Source organism: Rhizobium sp. ZK1, from assembly GCF_047782645.1.
In the GTDB taxonomy this organism is placed as follows: Bacteria; Pseudomonadota; Alphaproteobacteria; order Rhizobiales; family Rhizobiaceae; genus Rhizobium.
The window spans coordinates 1269173-1287786 of the sequence record NZ_CP180587.1; the positions used below are offsets into that span (position 1 = coordinate 1269173).

Annotated in this window: 16 protein-coding genes; 5 read left to right on the forward strand and 11 right to left on the reverse strand. The window is 60.1% G+C overall.

What is annotated here, in order from left to right; translation table 11 throughout:
• Nucleotides 1–37: 37 nt before the first annotated feature.
• The 5 genes from ACK9YZ_RS28400 to ACK9YZ_RS28420 form a co-directional block, all read right to left on the reverse strand.
• Nucleotides 38–913: an ABC transporter ATP-binding protein gene (locus ACK9YZ_RS28400; RefSeq protein WP_216760350.1), complete on the reverse strand. Its 876-nt coding sequence runs from the start codon at nt 911–913 to the stop codon at nt 38–40.
• The gene (locus ACK9YZ_RS28405; protein WP_216760349.1) at nt 910–1944 is read right to left on the reverse strand and encodes an ABC transporter ATP-binding protein; all 1035 of its coding nucleotides are present in this window, start codon (nt 1942–1944) and stop codon (nt 910–912) included. Before ACK9YZ_RS28405 ends, ACK9YZ_RS28400 begins: the two co-directional genes overlap by 4 nt.
• 4 nt (nt 1945–1948) lie before the next feature.
• A complete protein-coding gene (locus tag ACK9YZ_RS28410; RefSeq protein ID WP_216760348.1) occupies nt 1949–2806 on the reverse strand; it encodes an ABC transporter permease in 858 nt (285 codons plus the stop codon).
• A 5-nt stretch (nt 2807–2811) separates the two neighbouring features.
• On the reverse strand, nt 2812–3816 hold the full coding sequence (locus ACK9YZ_RS28415; protein WP_416066934.1) for an ABC transporter permease: 1005 nt from the start codon (nt 3814–3816) through the stop codon (nt 2812–2814).
• 65 nt (nt 3817–3881) lie between these two features.
• Nucleotides 3882–5783, reverse strand: coding sequence for an ABC transporter substrate-binding protein (locus ACK9YZ_RS28420; protein WP_216760346.1), 1902 nt, complete (start codon nt 5781–5783; stop codon nt 3882–3884).
• 354 nt (nt 5784–6137) lie between these two features.
• Here ACK9YZ_RS28420 and ACK9YZ_RS28425 point away from each other — a divergent pair, with 354 nt between their 5' ends.
• Nucleotides 6138–7766: a GH39 family glycosyl hydrolase gene (locus tag ACK9YZ_RS28425; protein WP_416066935.1), complete on the forward strand. Its 1629-nt coding sequence runs from the start codon at nt 6138–6140 to the stop codon at nt 7764–7766.
• 63 nt (nt 7767–7829) lie between these two features.
• Here ACK9YZ_RS28425 and ACK9YZ_RS28430 read toward each other — a convergent pair whose 3' ends face one another.
• Nucleotides 7830–8498, reverse strand: coding sequence for a GntR family transcriptional regulator (locus ACK9YZ_RS28430; protein ID WP_416066936.1), 669 nt, complete (start codon nt 8496–8498; stop codon nt 7830–7832).
• A gap of 27 nt (nt 8499–8525) precedes the next feature.
• The gene (locus ACK9YZ_RS28435; protein ID WP_416066937.1) at nt 8526–9551 is read right to left on the reverse strand and encodes a Gfo/Idh/MocA family protein; all 1026 of its coding nucleotides are present in this window, start codon (nt 9549–9551) and stop codon (nt 8526–8528) included.
• Nucleotides 9552–9771: 220 nt separating this feature from the next.
• Here ACK9YZ_RS28435 and ACK9YZ_RS28440 point away from each other — a divergent pair, with 220 nt between their 5' ends.
• From ACK9YZ_RS28440 to ACK9YZ_RS28455, 4 genes are all read left to right on the forward strand, one after another.
• Entirely contained in the window at nt 9772–11484 is a 1713-nt protein-coding gene (locus ACK9YZ_RS28440; RefSeq protein WP_416066938.1) for an IlvD/Edd family dehydratase, read from the forward strand.
• Complete coding sequence (locus ACK9YZ_RS28445; protein ID WP_416066939.1) at nt 11481–12407, forward strand: amidohydrolase family protein; 927 nt, start codon at nt 11481–11483, stop codon at nt 12405–12407. The genes ACK9YZ_RS28440 and ACK9YZ_RS28445 overlap by 4 nt, the downstream gene beginning before the upstream one ends.
• A gap of 69 nt (nt 12408–12476) precedes the next feature.
• Nucleotides 12477–12827, forward strand: coding sequence for an MbcA/ParS/Xre antitoxin family protein (locus tag ACK9YZ_RS28450; RefSeq protein ID WP_416066940.1), 351 nt, complete (start codon nt 12477–12479; stop codon nt 12825–12827).
• 9 nt (nt 12828–12836) lie between these two features.
• Nucleotides 12837–13331 (forward strand): RES family NAD+ phosphorylase, encoded by a 495-nt coding sequence (locus ACK9YZ_RS28455; RefSeq protein ID WP_416066941.1) that lies wholly within the window; start codon nt 12837–12839, stop codon nt 13329–13331.
• A 56-nt stretch (nt 13332–13387) separates the two neighbouring features.
• On the opposite strand, the gene ACK9YZ_RS28460 is transcribed toward ACK9YZ_RS28455, so the two are convergent.
• From ACK9YZ_RS28460 to ACK9YZ_RS28475, 4 genes are read right to left on the reverse strand one after another with little or no spacing between them, the layout of a single operon-like run.
• Nucleotides 13388–14752 carry an alpha-glucosidase/alpha-galactosidase gene (locus tag ACK9YZ_RS28460; RefSeq protein ID WP_416066942.1) on the reverse strand — a complete coding sequence of 455 codons (1365 nt, stop codon included), beginning with the start codon at nt 14750–14752 and terminating at the stop codon, nt 13388–13390.
• Between the two features lie 22 nt (nt 14753–14774).
• Nucleotides 14775–16442 (reverse strand): ABC transporter ATP-binding protein, encoded by a 1668-nt coding sequence (locus ACK9YZ_RS28465; protein WP_416066943.1) that lies wholly within the window; start codon nt 16440–16442, stop codon nt 14775–14777.
• A gap of 10 nt (nt 16443–16452) precedes the next feature.
• Nucleotides 16453–17586 carry an ABC transporter permease gene (locus ACK9YZ_RS28470; RefSeq protein ID WP_416066944.1) on the reverse strand — a complete coding sequence of 378 codons (1134 nt, stop codon included), beginning with the start codon at nt 17584–17586 and terminating at the stop codon, nt 16453–16455.
• Between the two features lies 1 nt (nt 17587).
• A complete protein-coding gene (locus ACK9YZ_RS28475) occupies nt 17588–18595 on the reverse strand; it encodes an ABC transporter permease (RefSeq protein WP_416066945.1) in 1008 nt (335 codons plus the stop codon).
• Nucleotides 18596–18614 lie beyond the last annotated feature (19 nt).

Sequence of the window (18614 nt, forward strand, 5' to 3'; positions counted from 1 at the left end):
TTCTGTCGGGTACGGCCAAGCTCTGACCATCAGGGGATCAGGCGCGCGCAATCTTCCGGGGCACCGATGCGCCCTCCTGCTGGCGCTGGCGAATGATCGCCGACGCCTCATGCGGATCGGGCGGCAAGACGGCATTCTTCAGCGCGATCGAATATTCATGCTGAGGATTGTCGAGCACAGCGCGCGCGTCACCGCTTTCCACCACCACGCCCTTGCGCATGATGATGACCCGATCGGCGATGTAATAGGCCGTCGCCAGATCGTGGGTGATGTAGATGATCGACACCTTGAGCGTATCACGCAGTTCGCGGAAAAGATTGACGATCGACATGCGCAGCGACGCATCCACCATCGAGACCGGCTCGTCGGCGACGATCAGCTTCGGTTCCGGAATGAGCGCACGCGCCACCGCAATGCGCTGAAGCTGGCCACCCGACAATTCGTGCGAATAACGTCCGCGGACCTCCGCAATGGAGAGGCCGACCCGCTGCAGGGCCGCGTCGGCAAGCGCCTCCCTCTCAGCGCGGCTCTTGGCACCCTTGAAACGATGAGCGGTGGCAAACAGGTATTCGTCGATGCGCGTCAGAGGGTTGAAGGCTTCGAACGGGTTCTGGAAAACCGGCTGGACCCTGGCCATGAAGGCTTCGCGGGCACTGCGACTGCGAATATCGCCGATATCGGCGCCATCGAAGCGGATCGTGCCGCGGTCGGCCTTTTCACTGCCGAGAATCATCTTGGCAAGCGTGGACTTGCCGGAGCCGGATTCGCCGACAATGGTGAAAATCTCGGGCCGGCCGGTCTCAAGCGCGAAACTGACGTCGTTGACCGCCGCCATCTTGGCACGCGAGAAGAAGCCGCCGATCGGAAACAGTTTGGTGACGTTCTCAAGTTCGAGAAGGTGTTCGCCACTCATTGGATCTTATACTCCCCTGCCCTGAAACAGGCGACACGCCCGCCGGTCGCGCTTGGCTGCATGACGGGCACTTCTTTCGAGCATCTCTCGATCGCGATCGGACACCGCGGGTGGAAGCGGCACCCGGGCGGCGGATTGGAAAGCGCCGGCGGTTTGCCCTGCAGGCTCTTTCTGGTTTTCGTATCGCCGATCCGCGGCAGGCTGCCGATCAGATGAACCGTGTAGGGATGCTGCGGATTGTCGAAGATCGCCTGGGTCGGCCCTTCTTCGGCAAGCCGCCCGGCATACATGATGGCTAAGCGATCGGTGATCGCGGCATGCACGGACATATCGTGTGTCACAAAGATGACCGAGGCCTGCATGCGCGTCTGGACTTCCTTGATCAGCGCAAGAACATCCTGCTGCACCAAAACGTCGAGCGCCGTCGTCGGCTCGTCGGCAATGATGAATTCCGGTTCACAGACGGTCGCCAGTGCAATAGTCAGTCGCTGGCGCATGCCGCCTGAGAGTTGATGCGGAAAGGCTTCGAGCACATGCGGGTCGAGATGCAGGCGGGCAAGATGCGCCTCGACACGCTGACGAAAAGCGACTGGATCGAGATCCATATGCTGGGAGGCAAAATCGTTGAAGGCATGCTTCACACGCCGGACCGGGTTCAGCACGTTCATCGAGCCCTGCATGATATAGGACAGGTGCCGCCAGCGCGCGGCCTTCATTTTCTGCGGCTCGCCATAGACGTCGATCTGCTTCCCGCCGAAGTTGAAATTGACCGTGCCGCCGACGACACGCATCGGCGGGCGAATGGCGCCGGCAAGCGTCTTGATCAGCGAGGTCTTGCCGCTCGAAGATTCTCCGGCGATGCCGTAGATCTCGTTCTTGCGCACCGTCAGGCTGATATCGTCGACCGCGCGGATCTCGCGCCGCACGCCGAAATAGTCGTTGACGTAATAGCATTTCAGCCCGTCGATCGTCAGCGCGTCCCGGGAATTTTCGACGAGGGTCAAGGGCGCTTTCCTCAAAAGGTTCTGCATCGTCTCAGGCTCCCATCCGGGCGAGCCGCGAGCGCGGATCGATATATTCGTTGACCGACATGGCGAGCATGAAGAGGCCGAGGAAGAGGATCACTACGAAGAGCATCGGGAAGGCGATCCACCACCAGACACCGGCGACCATGGCGGAATGGGCATTGGCCCAATAGATCATGCCGCCGACGGTCGGCCGGTTGATGTCGGAAAAGCCGAGAATGGAGAGCGTCACTTCAAGGCCGATCGCCCAGATCAGGTTGTTCATCGTGGTGAAGAAGACAATCGGCATGACATAGGGAAGATGCTCGCGGATGAGGATTTGCGACGTGCGCATGCCGGAAAAGACCGCATGCCGGGTGAACTCCCGATGGCGCAGCGAGAGCGCCACGGAGCGGATGAGGCGGCTGTCATGCGTCCAGCCGAGCAGGGCCGCGACGATTGCGAGCATCGACCATGTCATCTGGTCACGCAGTACGAAGACCAGAAGAAGCAGGATCGGAATATTGGGCAGCGCGCCGAGCGTATCGTTGATGCCCATGATGACCTGGTCGGTGCGCCCCCCGATGTAACCTGAGACCAGGCCGACGACCAGCGCAACGAGGCGACTGATGACGGCGACGATGATGCCGAAGATGAGCGTATTGCGCAGCGACGCGCCGATCTGCCAGAAGACATCCTGTCCGCGCGACGTCGTGCCGAACCAGAACTCGGTTGACGGTGGCATATCGGGGATCACGACATAGATGGCCGTCTCGTCATAGGGCGAGAAGAAGGATGAGACGATCAACCCGACAATGATCAGAATCAGGATCGTCCCGAAGAGGAATTCCTTGTTGTAGCGGAGCAGGTCTCTAAGGATCTTGAACATCGCACTTATCCCAGTTTCACGCGCGGATCGATCAGCGGGTAGATGATGTCGATCAAGAAGACGGCGGACGCGACGGCAATGATGGCAATGGTCGTCACGCCGAGCACCAGGCTGTAATCGCCAGAATAGATGCCCGAGATCAGGAGCTTGCCGATACCAGGGTAATTGAAGACGAATTCGACGATGACGGCGCCGCCGAAGACATTGCCGAGGCTGAGTGCCAGGCCCGTGACCTGCGGCAGCATGGCGTTGCGGGCCACATAGTGCGAAAAGATGCGGCTTGAGCGCACGCCACCAAGCTCGGCATAAATAACATGGTCGTCGGTGACGATGTTGGAGACGAGCGAGCGCATGGAGATGAACCAGCCGCCGATACCCACGAGCACCAGGGTCAGCGCCGGCAGGATGCCGTGCTCGATCACCGAGCTGATGAAGGCCCAGTTGAAGGCCGGCGCAAGGTTGACCTGGGCGCCGTCACTGATCGGCAGGATCGGCCAGATGAAACCGAAGAGAATGACGAGACTGAGGCCGATAATGTAGGTCGGGATCGGCTGCAGCGCCATGATGACGATGCCGGCGAGCTTGAGCAGCCGGCTGTTTCGGAAATAGCCGGCAAGCGCGCCGAGCAGGTTGCCGATGATCCAGGCGATGATGGTCGCGAGCGTCAGAAGGCCGACAGTCCAAGGCAAGGCGCGGCCGATCACGGTCATGACAGGCGTCGGGAAGGAGGACAGCGAGGGACCGAAATCGCCAGTCAACACCCGCCCCCAGAACGTGAAATACTGATCGAGAAGCGGGCCGCCCGTTCCATAGAGCTCCCGCAGCGACTGGCGCAGGATTTCGACCGCCTGCGGATCGGTCGAGCCGAAGCTCGTCAGCAGCGACACGGTCTGCTCCACCGGATCGACCGGCGAGAAATGTGCGATCAGGAACGCAAGCGTGATGCCGGTAATAACGACGAAAAGGAACTGCAGGAAACGCTTGCCCGCATAGATCAGAAAGCCATTCATGGCATCCACCCTCCAATAGCAGAAAGGGGCGGCCGGCTGCCCGGCCACTCCGCAGGTCGACGCTGTCAGTTCTTGGGAGCGTCCGGGTTGGCCTTCAGGCCGACGACCATGTAACGAATGTTCGACCAGTTCGGCCCCGAAGCCGAATAGGGGTTCTCAGCGCTCGGATAGTTGGTCCAGTAGGTCGTGTCGAACGGAGCGAACTTGTTATAGGCCATCAGCGGGATCATCGGCATCTCCTCGACGGCGAGCTTCAGGAAATCCTGGCCGACCTTGGTGACGTCAGGAGAATCGAAGGCAATGGATCGGTTCTTCGCGATGATCTGATCGAGGCGCGGATCCTGCCAGCGCTGAAGGTTGCGCGGCGGCTGGATCTGGCCGAGCGGCTTGATAAACTCCGAATGGTAGCTGTCCAGGAAGAAGGACAGATCCGGATGACCACCCCAGGTTTCGATGCTCCAGTAGATCGCCGCTTCGTAATCGCCGGTGCTCAGGCGCTGGCCGTTGGTCGGACCGGCAACATCCACCTTTGTGGCGATGCCGTTCTGGCTCCACTGCTGGGCGATGACCGTGCCGGCACGCGCCAGTGTCGGGATGGCGTCGCCTTCCACCTGCAGGCGGATTGTAAACGGCGTACCGTCAGGCTTCAGCCATTGTTTGCCGCTCTTCTTGAAGCCCGCCTTCTGTAAGAGTTCGCCTGCGGCCTGAACGTCCTGCTTCCACCAGCCGAAGCCGAAGGTGCGCTGAAGCTGTTTCGGATCGGTCGGGATCTGATCGCCCCACTGGCCGCGGACCATAGTAGCGATCTGGGCGGATATGTTGGGGTCATAGGGCTTGATCTTGCGGCTGCCGGTATCGAGCTCGAAATTGGTGAGCCAATCCTGCATCGGCGCATAATAATCATCGGGCGCCGAACCCGTCGGCGGCGTGGCAAGGGCAGCAAGATTGGCAGCGCCACGGTAAGAACCCAACGCCACTGCGCGGATATCGATCATCAGCGCCAGCGCCCACCGGACATCCTTGTTGTCGAAGGGCGCTTTCTTCGTGTTGAGCAGCACAGACGGCAGGGTCGGATCGGGATGGGCGAAGGGGAAACCCTTCAGCCAGGAGGCGACGCTCTTGCTGTCGCGCATCATCGCAAACATGCCCTCGGGCGCCATGTCATTGATCACATCGAGATTGTGATTGCGCTGCTCGATGACGCGAGCCTCGGGATTTCCGGCGGCACGATAGACGACATACTTGACCTGCGGCGGCTCCTTGGCGGCCATGCCGATCGAGGTGCGCTGCCAGTCGTCGCGCAGTTTCCAAATCGTCCAGTTGCCGCCCTTGTCGTAGCTCTGCAGAACATAGGCGCCTAGCGAGACCGGCGGGTTGTTCTTGAACGACAGCGGATCGCCGGCCTTTTCGAAAACATGTTTCGGCATGATCCAGGCGGCGTTCCAGCGCACGGTAAACAGCGTGTGGAAGCGCGAATTGGGTTTCTTCAGATGGAAGACGACCGTCTGCGGATCGGGATTTTCAACGCTGGCGACATTGACGGTAAAGGGCGCGCTCCAGGACATGCCGGGATGGTCGATCTGCGTCTTCACCGTATAGACCACATCGTCGCTGGTGAATTCGACACCGTCGCTCCAGTAGATGCCATTGCGCAGCTTCACCGTCATCTGAGTGAAATCGGCATTATAGGCTGGAGGCTCGGTGGCCAGGGCATTCTGCCATGCATCAGGGCCGCCTTCAGGATTGATGAACCACAGCGTGTCGGTCGTCAGTTGCTGCAGGCCGTTGACATTGGCAGCACCGCCGCCACCCGGCGCCCACACGTTGAACCAGTCTGCATTCTGTTGCGGCGTGCCCTGAATGATCAGCGTTTCGTTGCGCGGAATACCGGCAATGAAATCCTGCGCATAGGCAGGGAGGGCGGCGAGAGACAATAGGGCAATCACTGCAAATCTAGGGAACTTCATCGGACGCTCCTCCTCCTCGGCCCGCACGAGCGGGCGCTTCCTGTAATCCGTTATCGATCGCGTTCCGGCGACAGCGTCTGCATAGGGATCGAGAGATCCATATGACTCCTCCAGACGTTCAGCTTCGCCACAGCATTTATCGACAATTTTTCGCCAAACGGCAACAGGTAATTTTTAGAACGCTAAAAACACTCGGAATTACCGGCATTTTCTCACCGCCTCACAAGCGCGGCTTTTTATATTATTGACAAAATGGTCATTTCGCATAGCTTTTGCGACGAGCGCGGCACCCTCCCAAGACAGCCGCACCTCATCACCATATTGGTCGGTTGGCCTTCGGGAGGAGGCTGAGGCGTGACCGTTCAAGAGGAAAAGACGATGACGAGTTCCTATGACGTGACCATCAACGTTCACGCCAGCAAGCCGACAGGGCCTTACAAGCCGCTGTGGAACTGGTTCGGTTATGACGAGCCGAACTACACCTATTCCCCGCATGGCAAGAAGCTCCTGAAAGAGCTGACGGAGCTCAGCCCCGTTGCGCCGCGCATCCGCGCGCATAATCTATTGACGAGCGGCGACGGCAAGCCAGCGCTGAAATGGGGCTCGACCAATGCTTATACAGAGGATGCCAACGGCAATCCCGTCTATGACTGGACGATCATCGACCAGATCTTCGACACCTATGTCGAAGCCGGCAACATCCCGCTGATTCAGATCGGCTTCACGCCGGAAGCGCTTTCCGATTTCGACGGCCCCTACAAGCATCATTGGGAGCCGGCCGACCGTTACGCAACGATCACCACCGGCTGGACCGCCCCGCCGAACGACTTGAAGAAATGGGGCGACCTGATCGAGGCCTGGGCGAGGCATCTGGCCGATCGCTACGGCGAGGACGTCGTTTCCTCGTGGCCTTGGGAAGTCTGGAACGAGCCCGACGGCCATTACTGGACCGGCACGATCCCGGAATTCTGCGCCATGTATGATGCGAGCGCACGGGCCGTGAAGCGCGCCCTGCCGAAGGCGCGCGTCGGCGGACCACACACCTGCGGCGCTTTCGCCAATGAGAAGGCACAGACCTTTCTACGAGCCTTCCTGCGCCACGTCGTCGAAAACAAGCCGCCGCTCGATTTCATCGCCTTCCATGCCAAAGGAAATCCGGTCATCTTCGACGGCCATGTGCGCATGGGCCTGCACAAGCAGTTGCGAGACATCGAGACCAATCTCGCCATCATCAACGAGTTCCCGGAATTGCGGCATCTGCCCGTCGTCATCGGCGAATCGGACCCTGAAGGGTGCGCCGCCTGCTCGGCTCGCGTTCATCCACAAAACGGCTATCGCAACGGCCCGCTCTACAGCGTCTATGTCGTCGAGAGCATGATCCGTACCTATGAACTGTCGCGTCGCGCCAATATCGAGATCGAGGGCGCGGTTACCTGGGCCTTCCTCTTCGAGGACCAGCCCTATTTCGACGGCTTCCGGGATCTGGCGACCAACGGCGTCGACAAGGCGGTGTTGAACGGCTTCCGCATGCTCGGCAAACTCGGCGGCGAATGGCTGGAATCAGAAAGCGATTATCGCCGCGATATCGAGGACATCATGAGCCACGGCGTTCGCGACAAGCCCGACGTCAATGTTGTAGCGACCCGCGACGACAAGGGTGTCTCGGTTCTCGTCTGGCACTATCATGACGACGACGAGGCAGGCCCCGCTGCCAATGTCAGCCTCTCCATCGACGGCTGGGACAACCGACCGGCCTCGCTCAAGCACTTCCGGATGGATGAGCAACATTCCAACTCCTTCCGCGTCTGGAAGGAAATGGGCAAGCCGCAGGATCCGCAGGGCGCCGATTACGCCAAACTCGAAGCCTCCGGAAAGCTCGTACAGATCGACGAAAAGGCCTCGATTTCCGTCAAGGACGGCAAGGTCGATCTGCACTTCTCCCTGCCGCGTCAAGGCGTGTCTCTCCTGCGCCTGGACTGGTGAGACGGCAGGCCAGTGGGAGCGCAATCCTCCAAATTGCGCTCCCTGACCTTTCGAATAACAGCCTCAGTGTTCGCTCACATATGCGAGATAGCGCTTCTTGCTCGGCTGCAGGTGATCGACGCAGAGCTGGGCCAGAACCCAGTTATCCCTGCCCTTCAGCATCTCGATCATCAACCGGTGATGCTCGTGCGAAATCCGCAGCGATTCCTTGCTCGACATCGAGTTGGCGCGCACCGGCAGGCTGAGGCGCATATAAAGTTCGATCGACTGGACGAGATGGGAGTTGCCGCAGGCGCTGAAGAGCGTCAGGTGGAACCTGTCGTTCGTCTCGTGCACACCGCGAAGATAGCCGGCTTCGACGTGCCGGCCATGCTCCTCATGCAGGGCCGTCAATTCCGCGATCAGCTCGTCGGGCGCCGGTAGCGGAATCCAGAGTGCGGCCTGCCTTTGGAGCAGTTCGCGCACGTCATAGATCTCCTGCACCTGCCGCGGCGTCAGCGAACGCACAGTGGCGCCCTTGTTGCGCTCGCGCACGACGATGCCCATCGTCTCCAACTGGACGATCGCTTGACGTGCGAAATGTCGCGTGACGTGGAAGCGCGCGAGCAGCGTGTCCTCAGTCAGACGCGTGCCGGGCGCCAGCCGCCCGAAGATGATGTCTTCTTCGAGCGCCCGCGCAATGCTCAGATCGTCGTGTTCGATCTCGTCTTCACTGATATCATTGAGCGTCATGAATAGGTCCTCCGGCGGCGGGCCATTTTATCGCGGTTTGCATTCGGGGTCGAACCGGCTCAGCCTATAGATCTCTTCCACCAGCGCCAGCGTCTTCAGATTATCGTCAGGCACCGTCTCCATCGCCGCCCGGCCGTCCAGTCCGTCGAGAAAGTGCGCGATCGTCGCATCATAGGCGCCCTGATAGACAGCATCGGCATCGAACTCCTCCACGCGCGCGACATTGCCCTTTGCCGAAAGACGGTTTCCGTTCAGCTCCAGCGTGGCCTGGGTACCAAAGATCCGTAAATGATCCCGCGGCGCCGGCGGCGCACCATGCACTGCGAGATTGGCGTTTACAGTGACGATCACCCCGTCGTCCAGACGGCGCAGAACGACAGCAGCGACATCCTCGGCAATAATATCGTCATTGCTGCGCTCGAGCCGTGCGGCAACCACCTCCATCTCGCCAAGCAGGTAGCGAAGCGTATCCAGGTGATGGATCATCACTTCCATGACCAGCAGACGCTGCTGCCTGCGGAAAAACGGCTGCCGGATGAGCGCCGGCCTGTTCCCCTCGGTATCGGCAATCATGCCACTCGAGAAAAATTCGAACTGGACCTGCCTGATCTCGCCGGCAAAACCCTCCTGCAGCCACGCCTTCAGCCGGCGGTAATAGGCGCGAAACCGCCAGTTCTCATGCACCATCAGCCGGATCGATGAGGGCAGACCGGCAACGAGGGCGACCGCCTGATCGTAATCGGGCGCCAAGGGCTTCTGGCAGAGAATATCGATGCCCTTCGTGGCCGCCAGTCGTACAAGTTCCACGTGGGCCTCACGCGGGGCACATATATCGACGGCATCCAGCACTTCCTCGGTCAGCATATCCTGCGCGCTCGCATAGTTGCGGAGGATACCGAAAGGCCTGCTTCTGGCTGTCCGGGCTTCCGATGAAGGGTCGGCAATCGCGACGACCTCAGCACGGGCCGACTGCCTCCTCCAGGCCGGCAGGTGATACTCGCTGACCCAGCCGGCGCCGATGACCCCTATTCGCCTTCGCCCACTCTCCGTCATGCTTCGCTCCATCTCATTTTATCGATAATTTAGACGTTAACTCTCCGAAAGCCAATGCGAAAGTTGAGACAAGATCTGAAAATATCGCGAATTATCTTGAGTTTTTCCTATAGAATTCTATGGCGACGGCAACAGGCAGATCTACAGTCACATCTTCTTTATTGACAATCTTACATATCCAACTAGGCTTGGCATCGATTTGGAGGACGAGGGAGGAACAATGTCGAGCGGTCTGCGTCGCAAGCTGACGAGTTACGGCGATCAGGGTTTCTCCCTATTCCTGCGAAAGGCCTTCATCAAGGCAATGGGCTATTCGGACGATGCTCTGGATCGCCCGATCGTGGGGATTGCCAATACCTACAGCGACTTCAATCCCTGCCACGGCAATGTGCCGCAGCTGATCGAGGCGGCCAAGCGCGGCGTCATGCTGGCGGGCGCCATGCCGATGGTTTTTCCGACTATTTCCATCCACGAAAGCTTCGCCTCGCCGACCTCGATGTATCTGCGCAACCTGATGGCGATGGAAACCGAAGAGATGATCCGCGCCCAGCCGATGGATGCGGTGATCCTCATCGGCGGTTGCGACAAGACCTTGCCGGCACAGATCATGGCCGCAGCGAGCAGCGAGATCCCGGCGATCTTCCTGCCGACTGGGCCGATGGCCGTCGGCCACCATAAGGGCGAGCGGCTCGGCGCCTGCACCGATTGCCGCCGCTTCTGGGGACGCTTCCGCGCCGGCGAAATCGATGAAGCAGAAATCACCGACGTCAACAACAAGCTCGCCAGTTCGGTCGGTACCTGCACAGTCATGGGAACGGCAAGCACCATGGCCAACCTGACCGAGGTGATGGGTCTTTGCGTGCCGCGGGCGGGATCGGCTCCGGCAGCCGAATCCGAGCGTGTGCGGCTCGCCGAAGAGACCGGCCGCATCGCCGCCGGACTTGCAACCAACCCGGACGCGCCGACCGTACGCGATATCCTGACACCCGCAGCTATCCGCAATGGCCTCGTCGCACTGCAGGCGATGGGCGGCTCGACCAACGCCGTCGTCCACCTTGCTGCCATCACCGGGCGGCTCGGCCTGCGCCTCGACATGGCCGAACTCGACAGGCTCGGCAAGATCATTCCGCTGCTTGTCGATCTCCAGCCTTCCGGCCAGCATTATATGGAACAGTTTCATGAAGCCGGCGGCGTGCAGACGCTGCTGAAAGCCCTGCGCCATGAAATCGACGGGAGCCAGCGGACGGTCTGCGGCAAGACGATCGGCGAGGTCATTGATGCTGCGGCGGACGAGCCCGGCCAGACGATCATCCGCACCATAGAAAAACCGCTGAAGCCGATCGGCACGATTGCCGTGCTCTACGGCAATCTCGCGCCCCGCGGCGCCATCATCAAGCAGTCTGCCGCATCAAAGGATCTGCTGCAGCATGAAGGCCGCGCGGTCGTCTTCGATTCCGTTGAGGACATGACCTTGCGGATCGACAGCGACGACCTCGATGTTACCGCCGAGGATGTTCTCGTTTTGCGCAATGCCGGGCCGAAGGGGGCGCCAGGCATGCCGGAAGCCGGCTATCTGCCGATCCCGCGCAAACTTGCCCGGCAGGGCGTCAAGGACATGGTGCGCATTTCCGATGCCCGCATGAGCGGCACCGCCTTCGGCACCATCGTTCTGCATATTGCCCCGGAAGCGGCAGCCGGCGGACCGCTGGCGATCGTCCGGACAGGAGACCGTATCCGCCTCGACGTCAAAGAGCGGCGCATAGATATTGCCATCGACCAAAGTGAATTTGACCGGCGCATGGCAGAGCTTGAAACGATATCGACGCCCGAGCCGGCGCGCGGTTATGCAAAGCTCTTTCACACCCACGTGCTGCAGGCCGACGAAGGCGTTGACTTCGATTTCCTCCAGCACGAGGAGTTGGAAACGAAATGAGCATGGTGGATAGCGAAGCCCCACTCTGCCTGCCGCGATTGCCACTGACGCGTCTTCCGGCTTACCCGCTGCCACAAGGCACGATCGACACGCATTTCCATGTCTTCCGGTCCGGGGCACCGCTCAATACGCCGCGCAGCTATACGCCCGATATTGCAACGACGGCCGACTGGATTACCTTTGCCGACCGGCTTGGCGTCGGCAGGGGCATTCTCGTGCAGCCGAGCGTTTATGGCCTCGACAACCAGGTTCTGATCGAGGCGTTGACTGCCTTTCCGGACCGCCTGCGTGGTATCGTCGTCATCGATCCCGAGACAGTCCCCGAGGAGATTGCCCGTCTCGACCGGCTCGGCGTGCGCGGCGTGCGCATCAATACCCGCAACAAGGGCGGCCTGCCGCTTGCAGCGGCCGAGAAACTTGCGGCGGCCATTCGCGATTTCGGCTGGTCGCTGCAGCTGCAGATCAGCCCCGATCAGATCGGTGATCTGGCTGGTCGCTTGCCGCAGCTTGGCGTTCGTTTCGTCATTGATCATCTGGGCTTCATGCCGCTCGCCGATGGGGCCTGGTGCGAGCATGTTCCAGCACTCCAGCGACTGGCCGATAGTCCCGGCGGCTACATCAAGCTCACGGCGCCCTACCGCCTGACAAGCGAGCGCAACTATGCCGGTTTTGCCGAGGTGGCGCAGGCGCTTGCGGCCAGCCATCCTGAAAAGCTACTCTGGGGCACCGACTGGCCGCACACCGAACTCTGGAGCGATATGCCCGACGATGCCGACCTGATCGACAGAATGCAGGAAGCGATTGGTACACCCGAATTGACCCGGAGAATCTTCATCGACAATGCCGAAACGCTGTTCTTTGGCCACGGACACGGCGATAGGCTCCTAGGCGGTCGAGATGATCGGGAACGATTGCCGAAATAGCCATCGATCATTGAATGCCGCTTATTTTGACGCTATATATTGTCAGAACAACTGGCATGGAGATGGATCATGGGCCTCGCACAATATGCAGATGACGGTCTGTTTGCCCCGCGCAAGATCGCCGATGCCTTTCGCACAACCAGCGAGGAGATCGCCCGCACGGCCGGTCTCGGCAAGGATGCGATCCAGCGCAAGGACCGCCTGCGTTCTCACAGGACGCAACGGCGCCTGCGCGAAATGATCGAGGTCGTCAACAAGGTGGAACCCCGCTTCGGCTCGGCGCTGATGGCGTATGCCTGGTATCGTTCCGAGCCCCTGTCAGGCTTTTCCGGCCAGACGGCTATGCAGCTCGTTCGCGACGGACGGGCGGAGGAAGTCCTCGACTATATCGATGCAATTGATGCCGGTATCCACGCCTGATCCCGGCCGATGCGCTACGAAGGAAAGCTATATCGCGCACTGAACCCGATCTATGCACGCCACCCGCTCTCCGGCCGGGGTGCAGAGCTTTATGGCGGCCGCTTCAACCCCAAGGGAACGCCGGCGCTTTATACGTCGCTCTCGGTGCTGACGGCACTTCGGGAAGCCAATCAGGTCGGCAGCCTGCAGCCCACGACCCTCGTCTGCTACGAAGCTGAGCTCGAGCGCGTGTTCGACACGAGAGATAAGGCTGCCCTTGAGGCGGAAGGCATGGATGCGGCAGCGATTGCCGCGGCAAACTGGCGCGACGAGATGAAGGCAAGCGGAGAAGCTCGGACACAGGCTTTCGCCCGCCAGCTCGTGTCTGGCGGCTATCACGGTCTCCTGGTCAGAAGTTTTGCTCCAGCAGCGAGAAACGACGATCTCAATCTCGTGCTTTGGCGGTGGAGCGATGCGGCGCCCTGCCGTTTGACCCTGATCGACGACGAAGGCCGATTGTCATAATCATCGAGCGCGATCAGTGCCGGCATAACGACCGGCGCTGATCGCATTAATGCAGCTCAGGCAGCGCGGACCTTGCTCGGCCGCGCCCATTCCGGCAGCCAGTCGCCGTGGCTGGCGAGCAGTTCGTCCACCAGCGACCAGATCTGGTCGAGGTCGAGCTCAGCAGCCGTATGCGGATCCATCATCGCAGCATGATAGATATGCTCGGGATTTTCCGTCATCAGCGCCTGAACCGTCAGTTCCTGGACGTTGATATTGGTGCGGATCAGCGCGGTCAGCTGCGGCGGCAGGTCGCCGATAAAGGTCGGCTGGATCCCGGAGGCATCGACGAGGCACGGCACTTCGGCTGCGCAATTGGCCGGCAGCGAGGTGATGCAGCCATTGTTACGCACATTGCCGTAGATAACCGAGGGTTCGCCCGTCCATACCGAATTGATGATCGAGGAAGCATATTCCTTCGATTCCTTGACCTCGATCTTGTCGGCCGAACGATAGGCTTCCGCCTGCCCCTTCCAGCGGGCGATCTGCTCGATGCAGCGCTTCGGATATTCGTCGAGCGGAATGCCGAATTTCTCGATCAGATCGTCGCGGCCTTCCTTGATGAAGTAAGGCGTGTATTCGGCAAAATGCTCCGAGCTCTCAGTGACGAAATAGCCAAGCCGCGTCAGCATCTCGTAGCGCACCTTGTTCGGGCAGCGCGGGTTCCAGCCCGGCTTCGGCGCACGTCCCTCACGATAGGCGCGTACGAGATCGGGATAGAGGTTCTTGTAGGAACCATCCGGCTGACGGTGCTCGAACTTCAGGTAGAAGGCCATGTGGTTAATGCCGGCCGAGCGATAGCGGATCTCGTCATAGGGGATGTCGAGATCGTGGGCGAGCTCCATCGCCGTGCCTTGGACGGAATGGCAGAGGCCGACCTGTTTGATGTCGGGGTATTTCTCTGAAATCGCCCAGGTATTGATCGCCATCGGGTTTACATATTGAAGCATGATAGCGTTGGGGCAGACGGCGCGCATGTCCTCGCAGATCTTCCAGAGATGCGGCACGGTGCGGAGACCGCGCATGATGCCGCCGACGCCGAGCGTGTCGGCGATCGTCTGGCGCAGGCCGTATTTTTTCGGCACTTCGAAATCCATCACAGTGCAGGGCTCGTAGCCGCCGATCTGGAAGGCGACGACGACGAAATCGGCACCTGACAGAGCCTTGCGCTGATCGCCATAGGTCTCCGCCTTCGCCTTCACACCAAGCGTCGAAATCAACTTGTTGACGACGACGGCGCTTTCCTCGAGCCGCTGCGGATTGATGTCCATCAGCGCGATCGTGGCGCCCGACAGCGCCGGACGCTGCAGGATATCGCCGACGATATTCTTCATGAAAACGGTGGAGCCAGCTCCAATGAACGCTATTCTGGGATTTGCCATATGAACCTCCGGCATTCTGAAATTACGCTACCTCGAAAGCGGCTTTGACGAGCCGTTCGGTGTAGGGTGTCTTGGGTTTGGAAAGGACTTCGTTGACGGGACCCTCTTCCATGATCTTGCCGTGCTGCATGACGATGACACGGTGGCAGAGGGCACGCACGACCTTCAGGTCGTGCGAAATGAAGAGATAGCTCAGGCCTCGCTCGTCCTGCAGCTTTCGTAAGAGTTCGATGATCTGCGCCTGGACCGACAAATCGAGCGCCGAGGTCGGCTCGTCGAGCAGGATGAATTCCGGCTCCAGCGCGATCGCCCTTGCAATAGCGATGCGCTGGCGCTGGCCGCCGGAGAACTCATGCGGGAAACGCGACAGGATATTGCCCGGCATGCCGGCGGCAGTCAGCGCTTCGCGTACGCGGTCCAGCCGCTCACTCTTGGTGGCACCGAGATTGTTGACGACAAGCCCTTCCTCGATGATCTGACCGATCGTCATGCGCGGGTTGAGCGAGGAGAACGGATCCTGGAAGACGATCTGCATGCGTGAACGCAAGGGGCGCATTTCCGCCCGCGACTTGCCGTGGATCGGCTGCCGGTCAAAATAGATCTCGCCATTATCAGTATCGTTGAGCCTGAGGATAGCCTGGCCAAACGTCGTCTTGCCCGAGCCGGATTCGCCGACGAGGCCCAGTGTCTCATGCCGACGCAGCGTCAGATTGAGGCTGTCGACGGCGACCAGTTCGCGCAGTTCCGGCCGGAAGAAACCGCCATGACGCAGCATGAAGGAGACACGCACGCCACGAGCATCAAGAATGATATCCGATCCCTCCGGCAGCGGGTTGGCCTGGCCGCGCGGCTCGGATGCCAGAAGATGCTTGGTATAAGGATGCTGCGGATTGGCGAAGAGCTGCTCGGTTATATTGTGCTCTCGCATCTCGCCATGCTGCATCACATAGACATAGTCGGAGAACTTGCGCACGACCGTCAGGTCATGGGTGATCAGGATCACCGCCATCCGCAATTCCGTCTGCAGGTTGCGGATGAGGTTGAGGATCTGCGCCTGAACGGTCACGTCGAGTGCCGTCGTCGGCTCGTCAGCAATCAGGACATCGGGATCATTGGCAAGCGCCATGGCGATCATCACGCGCTGGCGCTGACCGCCCGAAAGTTGATGCGGATATTGCCGCAACCGTGCCTCGGGATCGGGGATTTGTACCTGCTTCAGAAGCTCCAGCGCTTTGGCGTTGGCCTGTTTGCGGCTCATCTTCCGATGGACGCGGATCGCCTCTACGATCTGGCTGCCGATCGTATAGATCGGGTTCAGTGAACTCATCGGCTCCTGAAAGATCATCGAGATGCGGTCGCCGCGCAGTTTGCGGCGGGCCTTCTCGGAGAATTTCAGGATATTGGCGCCGTCATATTCGACACTCGAGCGTGGCGAGATCACCGCACGTTTGGAAAGAAGCCCCATGACGGTGCGGGCCGTCACCGATTTGCCGGAGCCGGATTCACCGACTATAGCGATCGTTTCGCCGCGATAAAGCTGGAAGGAAATGTCCTTCACGGCTTCAACGATGCCATGCTCGACCTTGAAGTTCACGCCGATATTGCGTGCATCGATAACAGGGTTCTCCTTGCGGCCGTCATGATCGTGACGGACGGGCGGGGCGAAAGAACTGACGAGAGCAAGGGCCATCTTCATCACCTCAATAGGGATCGACCGCATCGCGCAGACCGTCACCCAGCGCATTGAAGGCAAAGACGGTGATCAGCACGAAGGCGACGGGAGCGAGAATCCAGGGGTAGGTTCCGATGACGGAATAGTTGGCCGTATCCTGCAACATCAGACCCCAGGAGATCAGCGGCGGCTTTACGGCAAAGCCGAGGAAGCCGAGGAAAGATTCCAGCAATACAACGCTTGGAATGTGGATGGTGACCGCAACGATCACATGGCTCATCACATTCGGGAAAATATGCTGGAAGATGATGCGCCGGTCGGTGGCACCGACCGCCATCGCCGCGCGCACATACTCGATGCGCGCCAGCGCCAGCGTCTTGCCGCGCACCTCGCGCGACATCTGCGCCCAGCCGAGCGCCGACATGACGAAGATCACGAAGGCGAGGAAGACGTTGGTGGGTGCCGTGATCGGGATCAGCGATGTCAGCGCGAGATAAAGCGGCAGTTGCGGGAAGGCGAGCACCAGCTCGACGAAGCGCTGCACCCAGACATCGAAGGCGCCGCCATAATAGCCCGACACCATACCGACCGTCGTGCCGACGACAGTGACGATGAAGACCACCGTCAGTGCGATCATCAGCGAGATGCGCGAGCCGATGATGGCGCGAGACAGCACGTCTCGGCCGAACTTGTCGGTGCCGAGGAAATGCACCGGCTGGCCATCGACCGTGCCGAAGAAATGGCGATTGGCCGGGATGAGACCAAGCAGATTATAGTCCGATCCCTTGACGAAGAAGCCGAGCGAACGCGGATTGTCATAATCCAGGCCGACGATCGGCTGGAAGGTAACCGGATCGAGCTCTTCGGAATCTGCCAGCGCATAGACGCGCGGCCAGACGAGACTGCCCTCCTTGTCATGGATGCTGACGAGCTGCGGCGGCGCAAAGCCGACATCGGTCGCCTTCGGGTCCATCGGCGCGAAGAAATCGGCAAAGATCGCCATGATGATCAAGAGGCCGACGAGGATGAGGCCGATCATGCCGGTCCAGGAGCGCCGCAGCCGGCGCCAGACCAGCGCCATATAGCTCTCATTGCCATGGCTGGTATTCTTGACCGTTTCCTCGTGTGGTGGCGGCGGCGTGGAAGAGTCGAAGGCAAACATATCAGGCTCCTCCATATTGACGGACCCGCGGATCGAGCATGGCAAGCAGCATGTCGGCGATGATATTGCCGACGATCAGCGTGGCCGACAGCACCAGCATGAAAGTCGCGGTGACATAGACGTCACCGATCGCCATCGAGCCGACGATCGCCGGCCCAACTGTCGGTAGGGCGAAGATGATCGCGGTTTCGATCTCGCCGGTCAGCATGTAGGGAAGCACGACGCCCTGATACATGACGAGCGGATGGAGCGCGTTTGGAACGGCGTGGCGCATGACGACGGCGCCGCCCGAAAGCCCCTTGGCACGCGCTGTCTCGACATATTGGGCGTTCAGCGTATCGAGCAGATTGCCGCGCATGACGCGCATGTTGTAGGCGAGCCCGCCGAAGGTGGCGATCGCGACAACCGGCCAGACATGGCTGACGAGATCCATGAATTTCGCCCAGGACCAGGGCGCTCCGCCATATTGCGGCGAGAAGAAGCTGCCGATTTCCGTGACGTTGAACTGGAAGACGAGAAGGTAGACGATGATCAGCGCCATGAGAAAGCGCGGCACGGTCATGCCGAGGAAAGAGATGCCGGAGAGCAGGCTGTCGATCCAGCTATATTGGCGGGTCGCCGCCCAGATGCCGAAAGTGATGCCGAGGATGGACGCGAAAATGTGGCAGACCAGCGCCAGGGCCAGCGTGCGCGGCAGGCGCTCGCCGACCACGTCGGCAACCGGCTTGTTGTAGAACATGCTGTAGCCGAAATCGCCTTTGGTCACGATTCCCGTGATCCAGTTGACGTACTGGATGACAATCGGCTGATCGAGGCCATGTTCGATGCGGTAGGCCTGAGCCTGGGCATCGGCTTGCGCGAAGGAAGCTCCGCCCTGATTGATCAACTGCGAACGGATGTAATCGGCATAATCTCCGGGGGGTGCCTGGATAATCGCGAAGGTCACCACGCTCAGGATGAAGAGGACGGGGATCGCCGAGGCGATGCGCATGAGCAGGAATCGTAACATCAGACGGTTCGCTTCTCCT